Origin of the sequence: Poseidonibacter ostreae, from assembly GCF_009208075.1 — a bacterium.
GTDB classification, from domain to species: domain Bacteria; phylum Campylobacterota; class Campylobacteria; order Campylobacterales; family Arcobacteraceae; genus Poseidonibacter; species Poseidonibacter ostreae.
In genome coordinates this window covers 1-16947 of sequence record NZ_WFKJ01000018.1, presented here as the reverse complement: position 1 = coordinate 16947, position 16947 = coordinate 1, and the positions used below count along the sequence as shown (strand labels likewise).

The following is a 16947-nucleotide window of genomic DNA, read 5'->3' as shown; positions in this document are numbered from 1 at the left end:
TTAATCCTCATTTTCTTTAAAATAATTAGATATAACAGTAGCATCCTTTTCGTTTAAAACTTCTTTCAAGTCTTCTATTGATGCGCTTCTGATTTTTTCAAATTCTCCAAAATATAAAAGAAGTTTTTTTACCTTTGCTTCTCCTATTCCTTTGATTTGAAGTAGTGAGATTTGTTTATCTTCTTTTCTTTTTTGTTTTTTATGAAAGTTTATTACAAATCTATGAGCTTCATCTCTTTGTCTTTGCACAAACTGTAATCTTTGATCACTTGTTTCTAGTTTTAAAGCTCTATATTCACCTTTTTCATCTTTATAATGAACAATATCTTTAGCCGCTCCCTTTGCTCTATGTGCTTTTGCATCAACTTTCTCTTTTGCAATTGCAATAACATCAAGATTTACTCCACTTGAATTTACAATATCATAGGCTAATTTTAAAAGAGTAGAACCTCCATCTATAACCCATAAATCAGGTGCAGGATTTTTTTCAAAACTTTCAACTCTTCTTATTAACATCTCTCTCATTTGTGAGTATTCATCTTTTGATTCTAAGTTATAGTGTCTAAAATCTTTTCTTTCAAAACCATTTATCTCATCATTCCATACAACCATAGCTCCAACAGTTGCTTGTCCCATCATATGTGAGTTATCATATGATTCAATTCTTGATGGTATAGTTTGTAGTGAGAATAGTTTTTTAAGTTCATCATATATTGTAGTTTGATTTCTTGATGAATCAATTCTAAGAAGTTCATCACAGTTATTTAAAGCAATTTTTACTAAGTCTTTTTTCTTATCTTTTTTAGGATGTACAATTTTTATTTTTTTAGAAAATTTATTATATAAAAACTCTTCAATATCCTCTTTATCTTCAAGTTCAATTCCAGTTAACACTTCTTTTGGCAATACAGGAATTTCATTGTCATAATAGTTTATTATAGCTCTTTTATAGGCTTCATCTAAATCTATATTCAAATCTTCATCTAAAAAGTTGATTTTTATAAAATCATAAGATGAAGAGGTTAGCTTTCCATCTCTTATAAACATTCTTACAACTACAGCTTTTTTATTTGAGGCTTTAATTGCAAAAAGGTCAATATTTTCGTTTGTTGCTAAATCTACACCAGATTTAATTTGAGATTTTTCTATTGTTTTTATTCTATCTCTTAGTTTCATAGCTTCTTCAAATCTGAAATCTTCTGAATACTCCATCATCTTTTCTTGAAGTTTTGAAATTAATTTAGATTTATTATAGATATAATCAATTGCAGTATCAACTATCTTTGAATACTCAGCTGTTGATATTTTACCTTCACATGGTGCATGACATCTTTTTATTTGATGAAAAAGACAAGCTTCTTTTCCTTTTATACAGGATTTTTTTTGAACTAGAGGAACTATCTCATAAATACTATCAAGCATATCTCTAGCACCTGTAGAGTAGGGACCAAAATATTTTATATTTTTGTTTTTATAAACTTTTCTTGTAATTTCAAGTCTTGGAAATAATTCAGTGTAATCAATATAAATATATGGATAGGTTTTATCATCACGAAGTAAAATATTGTATTTTGGTTTTAGTTGTTTAATAAGAGAATTTTCTAAGATTAGTGCATCATGCTCATTTGGTACAACAATCCATTCAATCCAAGCTGTTTGGCTAATCATTCTATAAATTCTAGGACCTAATTTATCAGATGGCAATAGTTTTGGAGTAAATTTAAAATAAGATTTAACTCTATTTTTTAGTACTTTCGCTTTTCCAATATATAGTAATCTTCCATCTTTATCGAAGTATTGATAAACGCCAGCATCGTTTGGTAGTTGTTTTAGTTTCTCTTCTAATTGCATTGTCGAATTTTACCAAAATAAACCTTTTTCTAAATGAAGATATTTAAATTTTATTATTATATACTTCAAAAAAAATATAAGAAGATTAATATGCCCGGACGATTAAGTATTTATGATGATAAAGCATTTAAAATTGATGCTTCAAGTCTAATACAAAATGATATGATACAAGAGCTAAACCCTAGATATAATATTCCTCCTACAACTCCTATACCTGCTTTATTAAACAATGGTAACTATTTGTATACTCACTTTGGTTATTTGCCTTCTTGGGCAAGTTCTAAGGCTTCTATGAACATTAATGCTCGTAGTGAAAGTATTTATGAAAAGAAAACTTTTAGAGACTCCTTTAGATATAGACGTTGTATTATTCCTATAAATGGTTTTTACGAGTGGGAAAAAGATAATAAAGAGAAAACGCCATATCTTGTAAGTGATATAAAAAATGATTATTTAGCGCTTGCAGGTATTTGGGATGAATATTTTGATAAACAATTAAATATGAAGATAGTTACAATTGCATTAATTACTTGTGATGCAAATGAAAAATTAGGAAAAATACACCATCGTATGCCCGTAGTTTTAGAAAAAAAAGATTTTGCTACTTGGTTAAAGAGTGATGATATAAAAGAAGTAAATAGTTTATTTAAAATATACCCAAATGAAAAAATAGATATCTATGAAGTTACAAATGAAGTAAATAAAGTTTTATTTGATGAGGTTATTTGTATTAAAAAAGTTTCTAGAAAATTAACTGAAAAAAAAGAAGAGAAAAAAGAAATAGGTCAATTATCTTTGTTCTAAAGCTTTAAACCATAAACTCCAAAGGTTTTTATATACTATTTTATATGAAGTTAACTTTCTAATATGAGATTTTCTGACTTTTTTTAAATACTCTTTTAAAAGTCTTTCTTCTTGTTTTTTGTCTAAGTCAAACTCAATACAAATATTTGCAAGATCAAAAAATCTATCATTTACACATGCAAACTCCCAATCTATAAATAAGACCTTGTTTTTATTAAACAAAATATTCTCTTTATTTAAATCATGATGGCATAAAACTTTCTCAAACTTATATTTCTTGATTTTTTTGAATTCTTTTAAAGATGCTTTGATAATCTGTTTTGATTTTTTATCTTTTAATATTTTTTTATAGTTTATAAAATCGTTTTTTATTTTATATGGCTTATTTTTAGTTTTTATATTATGTAGTTTTTTAAGAGTTTTTACTAAAGTTTTTATATCTTTTTTCTTTAGTCTTTTTTTATGCCCACCTTTTATAAAATCACAAATCATTAAAGACTTATTCTTATCATGAATATAGACTTTTGCAGCCAAACCTTTTTTATAAGCTTTATTTTGTATCTTGATTTCATTTTTTCTTGATTGTTTATTTGTATGAGTATATTTAAAAACTCTTAGAATATAGTTTTTTTTAGGTGTTTGTATTTTATATAAAATATTACAAACACCTTGATTTTTTAATTTTTCTAGCTTTAAAATTTCTTTGTTTTTGAATAAATCGTATTTTTTAACTTTTTGTATTTTCATTTATAGTGTTAATTTATTTATTTAAAAGCTTCTTTATATCATCTTCAATATCTTTTGGTTTTGTAGTTGAACCAAATCTATCAACAACTTTTCCATCTTTATTTACTAAAAACTTTGTAAAATTCCATTTGATACTCTCTGTACCTAAAATTCCTGAAGCTTCTTTTTTTAAGTATGTATATAATGGAATCTCATTTTCTCCATTTACATCAACTTTTGCAAACATATCAAAATCTACACCATAAGTTAAAGTACAAAACTCTTGAATCTCTTTATTAGTTCCTGGTTCTTGATTTGAAAATTGATTTGAAGGAAAACCTAAAATCATAAAGTCTTCATTTTTATAAGTCTGGTATAATTTCTCTAAACCTTCATATTGGCCAGTGAAACCACATTTACTTGCAACATTTACAATTAGTAAAACTTTGTTTTTATATTTTGACATTGAAACTTCATTTTCGTTTATATCTTTTACATTAAAATCATAAATTGACATTTTATTTTCCTTAGCTATTAAAAATGAAAATGAAAGAATAAATATTAGTATAATTTTTTGAATCATTAGACATTCCTTTTTATTTGTATTTTAGCCTAAATTATTGTTAATTAGTATATTTTATATATTAGTTTAATAAATTGATATTTTGATTTTGTTAATTTTGTGATTTAAAAAAGGGAAGTGAAAATGGTCGGAGTGAAAGGACTCGAACCTTCGACCCCCTGGTCCCAAACCAGGTGCGCTACCAGGCTGCGCTACACTCCGACGTTTAATAGGACGGAATTTTAGTATTTTTTTTAACTTTTGTCAAGGGTATTTTGTTTTTTTATTTAAATTTACTTATTCTTGATTATCTTTATTGAGTTGATTTCTTCTATTAAAGTTTCTAATTCTCCATCTTTCATTTCAAAATAACCTTTACTTTTTATTCTATTTCTAGAGTTATAAATAAAGTTAAAGTTTTTATCAAATTTAACATCAATAAACTTATCTTTTTTTACTTCTATTCTTTCATCTTTTGTATTATTTGCTGCTGCTTTTTTTAGTATATAAACTATTGCATATTTATCTTTTTTATATTTAGTATTTTCATCATCTTTTTTACCAATATAATCTTCATTGTAAAATACAAACTTATCTTTTCCTAATAAAAGTCTAGCAATTTTATTTGTAACTGTTGCTTCTAAGTAATTATCTTTTATAGTATCAAAGTTTTCAATATTACCAAGTGTCAAGCCTTGATATTTTATAGTATAACTTGCAAAGGCAAAGTTTGTAAGTAGTAATAATGTTAATAAAAATTTCATATATATCCTTTAAAAAAGCAATAGTATATCTAAAAAGTATAATTATTGTGTATGAAGATTATTTTAAATTATTTAAATATATTGGTTTTTTCTATTAATATATCTTTATGATTTACAAATCTATCACATCTTAAACCATTTAGTTTTTTACAAATATCTTGCCATACTTTTGGATGGCCATTATTTTCATTTGAAAAGTTTCCTAATGCAAACATAATTGCGTGAGCATACTCATGTGGCATAACATCATCTATCATATAGTTTTCATTCTCTTTAAATCTATTTTTATTCAAATAGATATTTATTTGTCTATCTTTTGAATATACTGCCATTCCAAACTTACTAGAGTCTAATTGGTCTGAAACTATTATAGGAAAAACTCTTTTTATATTAAAATGTCTATATGTTAAAACTCTTAACTCTTGATGCTTTTTATATATTTTATTTTGTATGTTTTTTGATAAAGGGTTTGAAGCAAATGAATAGTCTTCATACCAAAGATATGTAAGTAAAATGGATGCAAGAATAACAACTATTAAGAAGAGTTTTCTAAGCTGTTGAATAAACATTATTTATTCAACAGTACTCATTAAAACATCTTTATAATGATTTAAATCTTTCATCATAGTGTCGTCATGGTCATTTATATCTGGATGATATTTTCTAGCTAATTCTTTATATTTCTTTTTTATTTCCTCTTTTGTAGGTGAGTGTGTAAATCCAAAGAAATCTTTTGCTTTTTGTACTTCATCCATTCTTGGTGCATTTGCAAAACCATTAAAATTTGAGTTATTAAAGTTTGCATTATTAAAATTAGCAAAGTCATTTGGATTAAAGTTTGCACCTTGTTTAAATTGGAAGTTGAAACCATTCGTTTTCATTTTCTTTTTTAGATTATAAACAAACATAAATCCAAGTATTAGAAAAATACCTATAATCATTAAAAAAGTTCCAAAATTTGTAAAGATTAGATAAAGAATAAAAAATAAAATTGATAATCTAACTATTCTATTAAAAATATATATAACTGTATTGTTTGGCATAAAATATAAATCCTTTTTATAATAGCAGGTATTATAGTATTGTTTACTCTAGAATAAAATTAAACATATAAACTTATCTTAAACTTAAATTATAAATGTAGTTTTGTTACAAAAGTAATCAATTAAAATATAAAGTAATGCTATTTTATTGCTATTTTATTTTTTATCATAAAAATATCATATTTAAGGATTATTCTTTTTTTGAAATTAAATCAAGGAGAATCTAATGGATATAGGTTTACAAGCATTTTTTGCTGCATTACCAATCATATTAGCAGGTATATTATTAGTAGGACTTAGAGTTTCTGCTAAAAAAGCAATGCCTTTAGTTTATATTGCAACAGTTGCGGTTGCATTTGTCGTTTGGGAAGTTTCTTTTAATAGAGTTCTTGCTTCAACAGTTCAAGGTCTACTTATTACAGTTGCTGTTTTATGGATTATATTTGGAGCAATTTTACTTTTAAATACTCTAAAATATTCAGGTGCGATTGCAGTAATTAGACAAGGGTTTAATAACGTTAGTGCAGATAGAAGAGTTCAAGTAATTATTATTGCGTGGTTATTTGGTTCATTTATTGAGGGTGCTTCAGGATTTGGAACACCAGCTGCTATTGCAGCTCCTTTATTAGTTGCTATTGGTTTTCCAGCAATGGCTGCTGTTATGGTTGGAATGATGATTCAAAGTACACCTGTTTCATTTGGTGCAGTTGGTACTCCTATTTTAATAGGTATTAACAAAGGTTTAGATTCAGAAGGAATTGGACTTACTTTACAAACTATGGGTTCTTCTTGGGATGAATACTTGTCAGTAATTACATCACAAGTTGCAATTACTCATGCAATTGTTGGTACTTTTATTCCTTTGTTTATGGTTGTAATGCTAACAAGATTTTTTGGTGAAAATAAATCATGGAGTGAGGGTTTATCTATTTTACCATTTGCGATTTTTGCAGGTATTGCTTTTACAATCCCTTATGCTTTAACAGGTGTTTATTTAGGTGCAGAATTTCCATCATTAATAGGAGCACTTGTAGGTCTTCCAATTGTAACATTTGCAGCTAAAAAAGGTTTTTTAATTCCTAAAAACACATGGGATTTTGCTCCAAAAGAGAAATGGCCTGTTTCGTGGGTTTCAAAATTTGAGTTTAAATTAGATGAACTTAGTTCAAAAGTACCAATGAGCTTAACAAAAGCATGGATTCCTTATGTATTAGTTGCTGCTATTTTAGTATTAACTAGAGTATCTGATGAAGCAAAAGCTTTTGTTAAATCATGGGTTATTCCTTTTAAAGATATTTTAGGTGAGGGCTTAGGTTATTCTATTACTCCATTATATTTACCAGGTGGAATTTTAGTATTTGTTGTTTTAATTACTTATTTCTTACATGGTATGAAAGTAAAAGAAATAGGTGCTGCTGTTAGTGAATCTTCAAAAGTAATGTTAGGTGCTGGTTTTGTACTTATTTTTACAATTCCATTAGTTAGAATCTTAATTAACTCTGGAATTAATGATTCAGGATTTGATTCAATGCCTGTAGCCATGGCAAACTTTGTAGCATCTTCTGTTGGTGAAATTTATCCATTATTTGCTCCAATGGTTGGAGCACTTGGAGCATTTATTGCAGGAAGTAATACAGTTTCAAATATGATGTTAGCTCAATATCAGTTTGGAGTTGCTGATGCTTTAGGTATTTCAACTGCGTTTATGGTAGCTTTACAAGCTGTTGGAGCAGCTGCAGGAAATATGATTGCCATTCATAATGTTGTTGCAGCATCTGCTACTGTTGGATTACTTGATCAAGAAGGTGAGACTTTAAGAAGAACAATAATTCCTACTATTTATTATTGTTTACTTGCTGGAATTATAGGTTTAATTGGAATGTATTCATTACACTTAGTTGACCCACTAATTAAGTAATTACAAATGAAGAAGAAAAGATAGATTATCTATCTTTTCTTTTTAAAAATAAGTATTTTCAATCATATCTTCAATTTGAGCAAGCATAGCTTTATAGTCTCCAAATTGGATATTTATTGGATATGTCTCTTTTTTATATTTTAATACTAAAGAGGGAAAACTTCTAACATTAATAGAACGTCTTAAATTTAACTCATCCATTAAATCTTTTTCTATTTTCTCTGAATGTAAATCTTTTTCAAATTTAACTTCATCCATTCCTATTTGTTTTGCAAGTTGTACTAAAGTTGATGAATCACTTGGATTCATTGCTTTTAAATAATAAGCTTCTTGAATAGCTTCAATCATCTCATCTTCTTTATTATCATATCGTGCAAGCATAGTAGCTTGACATGAAAGATAAGTTGAACGTCTTGGTTTACAGTTTTTCCAAAAATCATGATTGAACTTTGTTCCTACTTTTGCTTCTATTTCATACCAAATATTTGAAATCATTTCTTGTTGATTAAGTGGCATATCTTCATTAGAATGTTTTGCTAAGCCTCCTACAACATGAACTAATTTAATATTATCTTTTAAATTTTTTCTTAATTCATCTAAAGTTGGTTTAAAAGCATAACACCAAGAACACATAGGGTCATGTACATGGTATAGTGTATAAATCATAAAAATCCTTTTTATATTATGTTAAATGTTAAATTGTATTTTACAATAATTGCACAATGATAACATACTATATTCGTTTAAATAAAATATAGTAGAATGTTATTCATAATTTAAAGGAAATATTATATGGATTATGAAGAATTTGAAAAAGCTGTTGATACCTTAGGTATCTTATCTCGTTTATCAAAAGATGAAGTAAAGAAAAAATATCTAAAACTATCAAAAAGGTACCATCCTGATATGCCCGAAGGTAGTCCTGAAAAGTTTTTAGAGATTAAAAAATCTTATGATTTATTAAATGCATATATGGATTCTTACTGTTTTTCCTTTGATAAAGAAGAGTTTCTTAAACAGTTTCCGTCATTTACAAATTATAAAAATTGGAATAGGTAAAAGTCATGAAAAAAATAAATAGTTTATTAATCGTCTCATTATTAAGTACAGGTGTATATGCAAATATAGATGTAAAAAGTTTAGATATTTATAAAAATAGAACTTTTATAAATCAGAAATTAAATACTAATGATAGTAGTGTAGACCTAATAGGAAAAGTTAGATTTGAAGATATTAGGTTTTTAAATAATGGTGAGTGTAAAGTATCAAATGTTTCAATTATCTCAAATAACTATTCAAGTGATACAATATCATCAAAAATCCAAGAGTACAAACAAAAAATTGCATTTAAAACAAATGAAATAACAAGTGTAAAAAATGTAATACAAAATTTAAGTTCAATCAAGTTTGAAAAAGATGCAGTAAATTTAAAAAATATAAAAGAAGTTTCTACTTACACTCAAAAAGAGGTTGAAGCAAACTATAATTTAGTTTATAAACTACAATTAGAATTAAGAAAATATAATCAAGAACTAAATGAATTAACAAATAAAAAGAATTCAAATGTATATTCAAAATTAAATTATAATGCTACTTGTAAAAATGGCTCAAATTTAGTAGTTTCATATCCTACATTTAATATATCAAAAAATAGTTTTTATGAAATAAACACAAGTTCAAAAGATAAAAAAGTAGAAATAAAAAACAAATCTTTTATAACACAAGCTTCAGGATATGATTTTAAGAATATTAATATAAATATGTATACTTATAACTATACAAATGCAGTAAATCCACAAATATTTAGACCTCAATATTTAGATATAGTAAGCCCACGAATTATGAAAAAAACATATGCACAAGCAGATGCAGTTATGGAAATGTCAGCACCTGCTATGATGAAGTCTTCTAGAGTTGCTCCATCTTTTTCATATAATGAAACAACAACAAAAGCATTTTTTAAAGCTTCACATATTGATTTATTAAGTGGTATTAAAAATGCAGTTACTTTTTCAAATGACTCATATAAAGCTAAAAATGAGATTGAAATAGATGGTTACTCAAGTTCAAATGCATTTTATAAAGTAGATTTTAAAAGTGATAAGTTATATAGTACTCAAAATACTAAGCTTTATTTAGATGGAACATTTATAGGTCAATCATATATAGGTGAAATAAAAAAAGACAAAAAAACTTCTCTTTATTTAGGAATTGATAGTTTTATTGATGTAAAAAAAGATTTAATCAAAGATATGAAAGAAAAACCATTCTTTTCAATGTCAAAATTAAAAACAGAAAAATTATGGAAATATACAATTACAAATAATAGCAAAGAAGAAAAAACTATAACTTTAGTAGAGAGATTACCTGTTAGTAAGCATGAAGATATTAAAGTTACTTTAATTCCTAACACTAACTACACAAAAAAAGAAGATAATGGTAAAATAAGCTATGATATAACTTTAAAACCAAGTGAAGAAAAAATAATTGATTTTGGATATATTGTAGAAAAACCTTATAAAAAATAAAAAGGAAATTTTATATGTTTGATAGAAAAAAAATAGAAGAATTAATATTAACATCATTAGTTACAGATGCATACTGCTTAGGTGCACATTGGGTCTATGATGAAAAACAATTAAAAGATAATGATTTAAATTGGAATGAATTAAACAAACCTTTGTCTGTTTGGCATAAAGGTAAAAATGCTGGTGAATTTACTCATTATGGAGATCAAACTTATTGGCTTTATGAATTTGTAAAAGATAAAGATGCTTTTGATGAAAAAGAGTATTTATCTTTTTGGCAAGAAAAAGTTAAATCTTATAATGGTTATATAGATGGAGCTACTAGAGAAACATTAGAGAATATTAAAAACAATGTAACTCCTAGTGGTTCAAATTCAACAGACTTATCAATAGTTGGAAGAATTGCACCTTTACTATTAGTTTCAAAATCAAAAGAAGAGTTTTTACAAAATGTAGAAAAATTTGTAAAACTTACTCATAACTCAGAAAAATCTGTAAGTGCAACACTATTTTTTGCAAAAGTATTATTATCATGCTTAAATGGAAAAGATGTAATAAGTGCGATTGAGAGTATAAAAGAAGAATCAAATAGAAATATACAAGAGTTTGTTCAAAAAGGTCTTGATAGTAAAGCAGGTGATACTTTTGAAACAATTAGAGAATTTGGTCCTGCTTGTGATGTAGCAGAGGGATTCTCAGGAATCATTCATCTTTTAAGTAAGTATTCAAACTTAAAAGATATGTTAATTTGTAATGCAAAAGCAGGTGGAGATTCTAGTGCTAGAGGTATGATTGCAGCTATTATTTTTATGACAAATCAGCCAAGTAGTCAAATACCACAAAATTGGTTAGCAATCAAAGAAGTAATATAAAATAGGGATAGAATGAAAAAGACAATATTAAACTTTTTTTCTGATAAATTATATATAGAAATATCAATAGCAAGTGTTCTTTTTATAATAGCACTTGTAACAAATATGCTTATGGATTTTATTATCTATATGCTTTATTTTATTATATTTTTAGAAATTGTAAGAGCTGTTGTTAACTATGTCAGGGAAGAGAGAGTTGCTTTATCTTTATTAGTTGATGCCTTTATAATATTAGCTTTACGAGAGTTTATTGTAAATGTTGTAAAAGTTAATAAAGAGAATTTATCTACAATTGAAGAGCTATTTTCAAGTGCAGTTAATTTAAACTTATTTGTTTTAGCTGGAGTTATTGTTTTTTTATTGGGAGTTAGATATCTTTCTGTAAAAACATCTCAAAAGTATCTATTTGGGAAAAAACAGAAGTATGAAGAGATGGAAGATGAACGAAAGCAAGAAATAGAAGAAAAACATAATAAACAAGAAAAAGTTGTAGATTTAACAGCTAAATGATAGCATATAACCAACCTTTATATAGACCACCTGCAGAAGCAAACTCTATTATCATACAAGCAACATTAGGATGTAGTTTTAACAAATGCACCTTTTGTACTATGTATGAATCAAAAGAGTTTGTAGTAAGACCATTAGAAGAAGTTTTTTTAGATATTGATAAAATGGCAACTTCTTATGGTGATGCAAATAAAATGTTTTTAGCAGATGGTGATGCACTTGCTTGCGACACAGAACATTTAATAAAAATCTTAGAATATGCATATAATAAGTTTCCAAAGTTAAGAAGAGTTTCTATTTATGCCTCTGCTTTTAATTTACATGATAAGAGTTTAGATGAGCTTAAATTATTAAAAGAAAAAGGTTTAAACTTAATTTACTATGGAATTGAGAGTGGTTCTTATGAAGTTTTAAAAAGAATACAAAAACCAATTTCAAATCAAAAAATGTGTGATGGTTTAAATAAAGCTTATGAAGCAGGAATGAAAATATCAGTAACTGTAATACTTGGAGTTGCTGGAAAAAAATATTCAAAATTGCATATTGAAGAAACTGCAAAAATCTTAAATCAAATAAAAATAACATATCTTTCTACTTTACAATTAATGCTTGAACAACATACAAAACAGAGGTTTATTAAAAACTTTGATGGAGAGTTTGAGTTATTGTCTACTAAAGAAATGCTTAAAGAACAAAAGTACTTTTTAGAACTTTTAAATCCTATGAATAAAGTCATATTTAGATCAAATCATGCTTCAAATAGCTTAGCACTAGCTGGAACATTACCAAAAGATAAATGTAGATTAGTTGATGAGGTTTCTTACATAATAGATAATTATCTATAAATAAGCATGTTATTAATGCTTATTTATTATGATTTTTTTTAAGTTTAGATTTTTTCTTAGCTTTCTTTTTCTTAGCTTCTTTTCTTTTTTCAAAAGCTTTTTTATCTTCTTTTTTAGCTTTTCTTTTTTTGTTAAGCTTTGTAATTTTTGGTTTTCTTGGTTTTTTTGGAACATCCCACTCTTTTTTTTCAACAGCTGGAGTTGGAATGATTTCAGTAGCTTCTTCTTGAATTTCGTCTACTTGGATTTCTTCTTCTTGCGACATTATGTCTCCTATTGTAATAATTACGAGATTATACCTCTTTTTTATAATATTTTTAATAAAACATAAAAGAGCTAGTGTTTAATTAGCTTATAGCCTTCACCTCTTACATTTATTATCATACCATTTTTAAGTTTTTTCTTTAACTTATGAATTAAACTTCTCATACTAACCGCTTCCATCTCTTTTGAGTCCCAAACATATTCATGAATCATTTCTATTGAAGTTACCTTATTTAAGTTTTGAACAAGAAGTGTCATTAAAAGCTTCTCTTTTATACTTAATTCAATAGCTTGCTGTTTATAGTATAAATCTTGTTTTAATAAATCATATGAGAATGAGTTATCTAAGTTTGTTAAGAATTTGTCAGTAACTTTTAGTTTTTGCACATGGTATTGTATTCTTAAAAATAGCTCTTCAAAATCAAAAGGTTTTTTTATATAATCATTACAGCCAAGATTATATGATTTTTGTATATTTTCAATATCAATTTGAGCACTAATAATTATAACAGGTATGTCTTTATTGTTTTTTCTAATAATTTTTAAAATTTGATGGCCATCAAAGCCAATTACATTTAAATCCAAAATAAAAAGGTCATAGGAATTATTTAAAATCATCTCTACGGCTTTATATCCATCATGGTAATTATGGACAAAAAAACCTCTATTTTTAAGTGAATTTGTAATAATTTTATTTAATGCAAAATCATCTTCTAGTAAAAAAACTTTCATTCTCTATCCTACTATAATATGTGAGAAATCATAAGAAAACTCTGTATACTTTTTATTTGTTTCTAGTTCTATTTTTATATTATATTTTTCGCATATCTCTTTTATAATACTCAATCCCAATCCTAATCCTTTTTCATTATCATCTTGATGAAAAGCTTTAAAAATCTCATCTTTAGATTTTATTTCATGTCCATAATTTTGAACTCTAACCCTATTTTTTTCTAAATAAATATCAATAGTTGTTTCATTAAATGAGTGTTTTATTGCATTTGATAGTGTATTATCAATTACTCTTTCAAGCTCATACTTATTCATATTTATAGAAAAGTCATCTTCTAAATGCAATTCAATATCAATATCTTTAACAGTAGCTAACTCATCAAAAAAAGAGACTCTTTTAGATAAATAAAGCATCATATCAATTTCTTCTAATGCTAATATTCTTTTTTCTTTTTTACTTAAATAGTATATATCTTCATAAATTGAAGATAGCGATTTACAAGAAGCTTTTATTGCTTCAAATTCATCTTTTAATCCTAGGTTTGATTCTAAGCTATTTACATTTAAAGTAATTATTCCAAGTGGTGTATTCATCTCATGAATGATTTTTTTTAAAAAAAAGTCTTGCTGTTTATATAAAGTACTAATAGTTTTTTTATTTGTTGAAAGTTCTAATTGAGTTTTAATTCTAGCTTTAACTTCTCTTTCTTCAAAAGGTTTAGTAATATAATCAACCCCTCCATTTTCAAAAGCTTTAACTTTAATATCAACATCATCAAGAGCACTAATAAATATTATTGGAATATCTTTTAATTTGTCGTTTTGTTTTATGATTTTACAAACATCGAAGCCATTTAATACAGGCATTTTTATATCTAAAAGAATTAAATCAACTGGATTTTCTAAAATTGAATCTATTGCAAATTGTGCATCTATTGTTGCTTTTATTTTATATTTTTCTTCTTTTAATACTTCCTTTAAATATTTTAAATTTTCAGCCTTGTCATCAATTATTAGTATTGTATATTTTTTATCCATTGTATCTTCTCTTGATAGATTTCGTATTCGTTAAGATTATAAGAAAAATTAAATAAGATATATATAAGGAAATAGCTTGAATTTAAAGAAACTTTTTATGTTTCTGTTTATTTTAAATACAGTTTCATTTATTTTTGTAGCCGTAATGGTTAATAAATACCAAAAAGCTACACTTGAATTAGAAAATGCCTATCAAATGCAGTATAACTCTTTATTATTAGCTCAAGAATTAAGACAAAGTAGTGATGACCTTACACGAATGGCACGAACATATGTAATTACTGGTAATGATATGTTTAAAAAACAGTTTAAAACTGTACTTGATATTAGAAATGGAGTACTTCCTAGACCTAAAAGATATAAAGGCATTTTTTGGGATTTTTATACCTTGGAAGATATTGAGCCTTTACTTGATGGAGAAAAGGTATCTTTACGTGAACTTATGAAAAGAGCAAACTTCTCAAAAAAAGAGCTTGATTTACTTATTCAATCACAAAAAGAATCTGATTCTTTAACTTCCTTAGAACACAAAGCTATGAATGCAATAAAAGGTATTTTTCAAGATGAAAAAGGTGAGTATACAATAAAAGAAAAACCAGATTTTAAACTTGCACGAGAGCTTATGCATTCAGATAGATATCATGAAGCAAAGATTAGAATAATGCAACCTTTAGATAAATTTTATAAGGCTTTTGAGTCAAGAACAAAAGCAGAAGTAGATAAATCAAGATTAGAAGTTAAAGAGTTAGAATTTTCTGTAAATGTTATTGTTTTATTTTCTATAATTATCTTTTTATTATCGTCATTTATTGTTCTTTTTAGAATTGTTTATCCTATTGATTTACTAAGAATTTTAATGTTGAAACTTTCATCAAATGATATGGATGTAGAACTTGATAAAAGTAAATATCAAGATGAAGTAGCAGATATGATAGGTGCAGTTAAGGTTTTTAAAGATAATACACAAAAGTTAATTGCAAGTGAAAGTGAACTTAAACGTGCAATTGGAAATGCACAAAGTGCAAATAAAGCAAAGTCTATCTTTTTAGCAAGAATGAGTCATGAATTAAGAACACCTTTAAATGCAATACTTGGATTTTCAAATCTACTTTCAAAATCTAAAAATATAAATTCAAATGAAAAAGATAATCTTCAGACTATAAGAAAGAGTGCAAATTATCTATTAAATATAATAAATGAGATTTTAGAATTATCAAAAATTGAAGCAGGTAAGATAGAAATTGTTCCAAAAGCAATAGATTTTTATGAAACTATTAAAGAAATAGAGGCTTTATTTTTATTTAGATCAAAAGCAAAAGGTTTAAAATTTAATATTAAGTATGATGATAATCTACCTAAATACATAACTTTAGATGAACAAAGATTAAAACAAATATTAATTAATCTTTTAAGTAATGCTTTGAAATTTACAAAAAAAGGTGAAATAAATCTTTATATATATGAAAGTATGAATAAATTGTTCTTTGAAGTTAGTGATATGGGTATTGGGATAAAACAAGAAGATTTAAAAAAAATATTTAAGCCTTTTGAGCAAATTAAACAAGAAGATTATAATAAAAATGGTACAGGTTTAGGTTTATCAATTACTAGTGAACTTGTAAGTTTAATGGGTGGGACTATTTATGCAAAAAGCCAAGAGGGTGTTGGTAGCAAGTTTTATTTTTCTGTTGATTATAAGAATACAACAAAAGACTTAATCAAAATAATAAAAGATAAAAACTTGATTGTTGGTATTAAAAATAAAGAGTTTACAAAAACAGTTTTAGTTGTAGATGATATTATTGAAAATAGAAAACTACTTGTTGAATTGTTACATTATTATGGAATTAAAACTTATGAAGCAAGAGATGGTCTTGAAGCTTTGGATATCTATAAAAAAGAGAATATTGATTTAATCTTTATGGATATTTTAATGCCTAAATTAGATGGAATAGAAGTTATAAAAAGAATTAGAATAAAGGATAATAAAATACCAATAGTTGTAGTTTCTGCAAATGTATTTAATGAAGATAAAAAAAATGCTTTTGATAATGGGGCAAATGACTTTATGACAAAACCAATAGAAGAGGGTGAACTTTTATTAATGCTAGAAAAACATATAGATGCAAATTTAAAATATGAAGAAAATAATGAAGAATCAAAACAACTAGATTATAAAAGTATTTCAAAAGAAAATTTAGAAAAACTAATTGAAGCTTGTAAAAATATGGATAATAAAGTAATTTTAGAATTGTTAAATAAAGAACAATTATCTAAAGAATTAACAGAAGATATAAAAACAAGAATTGATGAATTTAGATATCATGAGATTATTGAACTTTGTAAAGATTCTAAAAATATATAACTTTTCTGATTAAAAAAGCTCTCGTCTAAAAAAGAGACTATTCAGAGTTTTAGGCATGTATACAGATAAGTTACAAAATTATGACGTAGCTTAATTTATTTAACTTGTTGCAAATATTACAGGTT

18 protein-coding genes and 1 tRNA gene are annotated in these 16947 nt (G+C 25.7%); 8 read left to right on the top strand and 11 right to left on the bottom strand.

The window, feature by feature from the left end:
* Positions 1 to 1851, bottom strand: coding sequence for an excinuclease ABC subunit UvrC (uvrC, locus tag GBG18_RS07205; protein ID WP_152189752.1), 1851 nt, complete (start codon positions 1849 to 1851; stop codon positions 1 to 3).
* Between the two features lie 90 nt (positions 1852 to 1941).
* On the opposite strand from uvrC, the gene GBG18_RS07200 reads away from it, so the two are divergent.
* Positions 1942 to 2655, top strand: coding sequence for an SOS response-associated peptidase (locus tag GBG18_RS07200; protein WP_193311091.1), 714 nt, complete (start codon positions 1942 to 1944; stop codon positions 2653 to 2655).
* On the opposite strand, the gene GBG18_RS07195 is transcribed toward GBG18_RS07200, so the two are convergent.
* From GBG18_RS07195 to GBG18_RS07170, 6 genes are all read right to left on the bottom strand, one after another.
* Positions 2641 to 3402 (bottom strand): choline/ethanolamine kinase family protein, encoded by a 762-nt coding sequence (locus GBG18_RS07195; RefSeq protein ID WP_152189748.1) that lies wholly within the window; start codon positions 3400 to 3402, stop codon positions 2641 to 2643. The genes GBG18_RS07200 and GBG18_RS07195 overlap by 15 nt on opposite strands.
* Positions 3403 to 3415: 13 nt before the next feature.
* A complete protein-coding gene (locus GBG18_RS07190) occupies positions 3416 to 3898 on the bottom strand; it encodes a glutathione peroxidase (protein WP_152189819.1) in 483 nt (160 codons plus the stop codon).
* 190 nt (positions 3899 to 4088) lie between these two features.
* Positions 4089 to 4165, bottom strand: a tRNA-Pro gene (locus GBG18_RS07185).
* Positions 4166 to 4236: 71 nt separating this feature from the next.
* On the bottom strand, positions 4237 to 4707 hold the full coding sequence (locus GBG18_RS07180) for a hypothetical protein (RefSeq protein ID WP_152189746.1): 471 nt from the start codon (positions 4705 to 4707) through the stop codon (positions 4237 to 4239).
* 68 nt (positions 4708 to 4775) lie between these two features.
* Positions 4776 to 5276 carry a SprT-like domain-containing protein gene (locus tag GBG18_RS07175; RefSeq protein ID WP_152189745.1) on the bottom strand — a complete coding sequence of 167 codons (501 nt, stop codon included), beginning with the start codon at positions 5274 to 5276 and terminating at the stop codon, positions 4776 to 4778.
* Between the two features lie 3 nt (positions 5277 to 5279).
* Positions 5280 to 5750, bottom strand: a complete 471-nt coding sequence (locus GBG18_RS07170; RefSeq protein WP_152189743.1) for a DnaJ domain-containing protein — start codon at positions 5748 to 5750, stop codon at positions 5280 to 5282.
* A 226-nt stretch (positions 5751 to 5976) separates the two neighbouring features.
* Here GBG18_RS07170 and GBG18_RS07165 point away from each other — a divergent pair, with 226 nt between their 5' ends.
* Positions 5977 to 7668 carry an L-lactate permease gene (locus GBG18_RS07165; RefSeq protein WP_152189742.1) on the top strand — a complete coding sequence of 564 codons (1692 nt, stop codon included), beginning with the start codon at positions 5977 to 5979 and terminating at the stop codon, positions 7666 to 7668.
* Positions 7669 to 7710: 42 nt separating this feature from the next.
* Here GBG18_RS07165 and GBG18_RS07160 read toward each other — a convergent pair whose 3' ends face one another.
* Entirely contained in the window at positions 7711 to 8334 is a 624-nt protein-coding gene (locus GBG18_RS07160) for a DsbA family protein (protein WP_152189740.1), read from the bottom strand.
* 126 nt (positions 8335 to 8460) lie between these two features.
* Between GBG18_RS07160 and GBG18_RS07155 the strand changes: the two genes are divergently transcribed.
* From GBG18_RS07155 to GBG18_RS07135, 5 genes are read left to right on the top strand one after another with little or no spacing between them, the layout of a single operon-like run.
* The gene (locus GBG18_RS07155; protein WP_152189738.1) at positions 8461 to 8727 is read left to right on the top strand and encodes a DnaJ domain-containing protein; all 267 of its coding nucleotides are present in this window, start codon (positions 8461 to 8463) and stop codon (positions 8725 to 8727) included.
* A 5-nt stretch (positions 8728 to 8732) separates the two neighbouring features.
* Positions 8733 to 10196 carry a DUF4139 domain-containing protein gene (locus GBG18_RS07150; RefSeq protein WP_152189736.1) on the top strand — a complete coding sequence of 488 codons (1464 nt, stop codon included), beginning with the start codon at positions 8733 to 8735 and terminating at the stop codon, positions 10194 to 10196.
* A 14-nt stretch (positions 10197 to 10210) separates the two neighbouring features.
* A complete protein-coding gene (locus GBG18_RS07145) occupies positions 10211 to 11068 on the top strand; it encodes an ADP-ribosylglycohydrolase family protein (RefSeq protein WP_152189735.1) in 858 nt (285 codons plus the stop codon).
* Positions 11069 to 11080: 12 nt separating this feature from the next.
* Positions 11081 to 11578 (top strand): phosphate-starvation-inducible PsiE family protein, encoded by a 498-nt coding sequence (locus GBG18_RS07140; RefSeq protein ID WP_152189733.1) that lies wholly within the window; start codon positions 11081 to 11083, stop codon positions 11576 to 11578.
* Positions 11575 to 12423 carry a radical SAM protein gene (locus GBG18_RS07135; protein WP_152189731.1) on the top strand — a complete coding sequence of 283 codons (849 nt, stop codon included), beginning with the start codon at positions 11575 to 11577 and terminating at the stop codon, positions 12421 to 12423. Before GBG18_RS07140 ends, GBG18_RS07135 begins: the two co-directional genes overlap by 4 nt.
* Positions 12424 to 12442: 19 nt before the next feature.
* Here the strand turns inward: GBG18_RS07135 and GBG18_RS07130 are convergent, their stop codons facing one another.
* The 3 genes from GBG18_RS07130 to GBG18_RS07120 form a co-directional block, all read right to left on the bottom strand.
* Positions 12443 to 12688, bottom strand: coding sequence for a hypothetical protein (locus GBG18_RS07130; protein ID WP_152189729.1), 246 nt, complete (start codon positions 12686 to 12688; stop codon positions 12443 to 12445).
* Positions 12689 to 12759: 71 nt separating this feature from the next.
* A complete protein-coding gene (locus tag GBG18_RS07125) occupies positions 12760 to 13419 on the bottom strand; it encodes a response regulator transcription factor (RefSeq protein WP_152189727.1) in 660 nt (219 codons plus the stop codon).
* A 3-nt stretch (positions 13420 to 13422) separates the two neighbouring features.
* A complete protein-coding gene (locus GBG18_RS07120) occupies positions 13423 to 14457 on the bottom strand; it encodes a hybrid sensor histidine kinase/response regulator (protein ID WP_152189725.1) in 1035 nt (344 codons plus the stop codon).
* A gap of 76 nt (positions 14458 to 14533) precedes the next feature.
* Between GBG18_RS07120 and GBG18_RS07115 the strand changes: the two genes are divergently transcribed.
* Positions 14534 to 16822, top strand: coding sequence for a response regulator (locus tag GBG18_RS07115; RefSeq protein ID WP_152189723.1), 2289 nt, complete (start codon positions 14534 to 14536; stop codon positions 16820 to 16822).
* Positions 16823 to 16947: the final 125 nt, after the last annotated feature.

Coding starts and splice junctions, on each gene's coding strand:
- uvrC (WP_152189752.1), bottom strand. CDS start 1,851: ATGCAATTAGAAGAGAAACTAAAACAACTACCAAACGATGCTGGCGTT.
- GBG18_RS07200 (WP_193311091.1), top strand. CDS start 1,942: ATGCCCGGACGATTAAGTATTTATGATGATAAAGCATTTAAAATTGAT.
- GBG18_RS07195 (WP_152189748.1), bottom strand. CDS start 3,402: ATGAAAATACAAAAAGTTAAAAAATACGATTTATTCAAAAACAAAGAA.
- GBG18_RS07190 (WP_152189819.1), bottom strand. CDS start 3,898: ATGTCAATTTATGATTTTAATGTAAAAGATATAAACGAAAATGAAGTT.
- GBG18_RS07180 (WP_152189746.1), bottom strand. CDS start 4,707: ATGAAATTTTTATTAACATTATTACTACTTACAAACTTTGCCTTTGCA.
- GBG18_RS07175 (WP_152189745.1), bottom strand. CDS start 5,276: ATGTTTATTCAACAGCTTAGAAAACTCTTCTTAATAGTTGTTATTCTT.
- GBG18_RS07170 (WP_152189743.1), bottom strand. CDS start 5,750: ATGCCAAACAATACAGTTATATATATTTTTAATAGAATAGTTAGATTA.
- GBG18_RS07165 (WP_152189742.1), top strand. CDS start 5,977: ATGGATATAGGTTTACAAGCATTTTTTGCTGCATTACCAATCATATTA.
- GBG18_RS07160 (WP_152189740.1), bottom strand. CDS start 8,334: ATGATTTATACACTATACCATGTACATGACCCTATGTGTTCTTGGTGT.
- GBG18_RS07155 (WP_152189738.1), top strand. CDS start 8,461: ATGGATTATGAAGAATTTGAAAAAGCTGTTGATACCTTAGGTATCTTA.
- GBG18_RS07150 (WP_152189736.1), top strand. CDS start 8,733: ATGAAAAAAATAAATAGTTTATTAATCGTCTCATTATTAAGTACAGGT.
- GBG18_RS07145 (WP_152189735.1), top strand. CDS start 10,211: ATGTTTGATAGAAAAAAAATAGAAGAATTAATATTAACATCATTAGTT.
- GBG18_RS07140 (WP_152189733.1), top strand. CDS start 11,081: ATGAAAAAGACAATATTAAACTTTTTTTCTGATAAATTATATATAGAA.
- GBG18_RS07135 (WP_152189731.1), top strand. CDS start 11,575: ATGATAGCATATAACCAACCTTTATATAGACCACCTGCAGAAGCAAAC.
- GBG18_RS07130 (WP_152189729.1), bottom strand. CDS start 12,688: ATGTCGCAAGAAGAAGAAATCCAAGTAGACGAAATTCAAGAAGAAGCT.
- GBG18_RS07125 (WP_152189727.1), bottom strand. CDS start 13,419: ATGAAAGTTTTTTTACTAGAAGATGATTTTGCATTAAATAAAATTATT.
- GBG18_RS07120 (WP_152189725.1), bottom strand. CDS start 14,457: ATGGATAAAAAATATACAATACTAATAATTGATGACAAGGCTGAAAAT.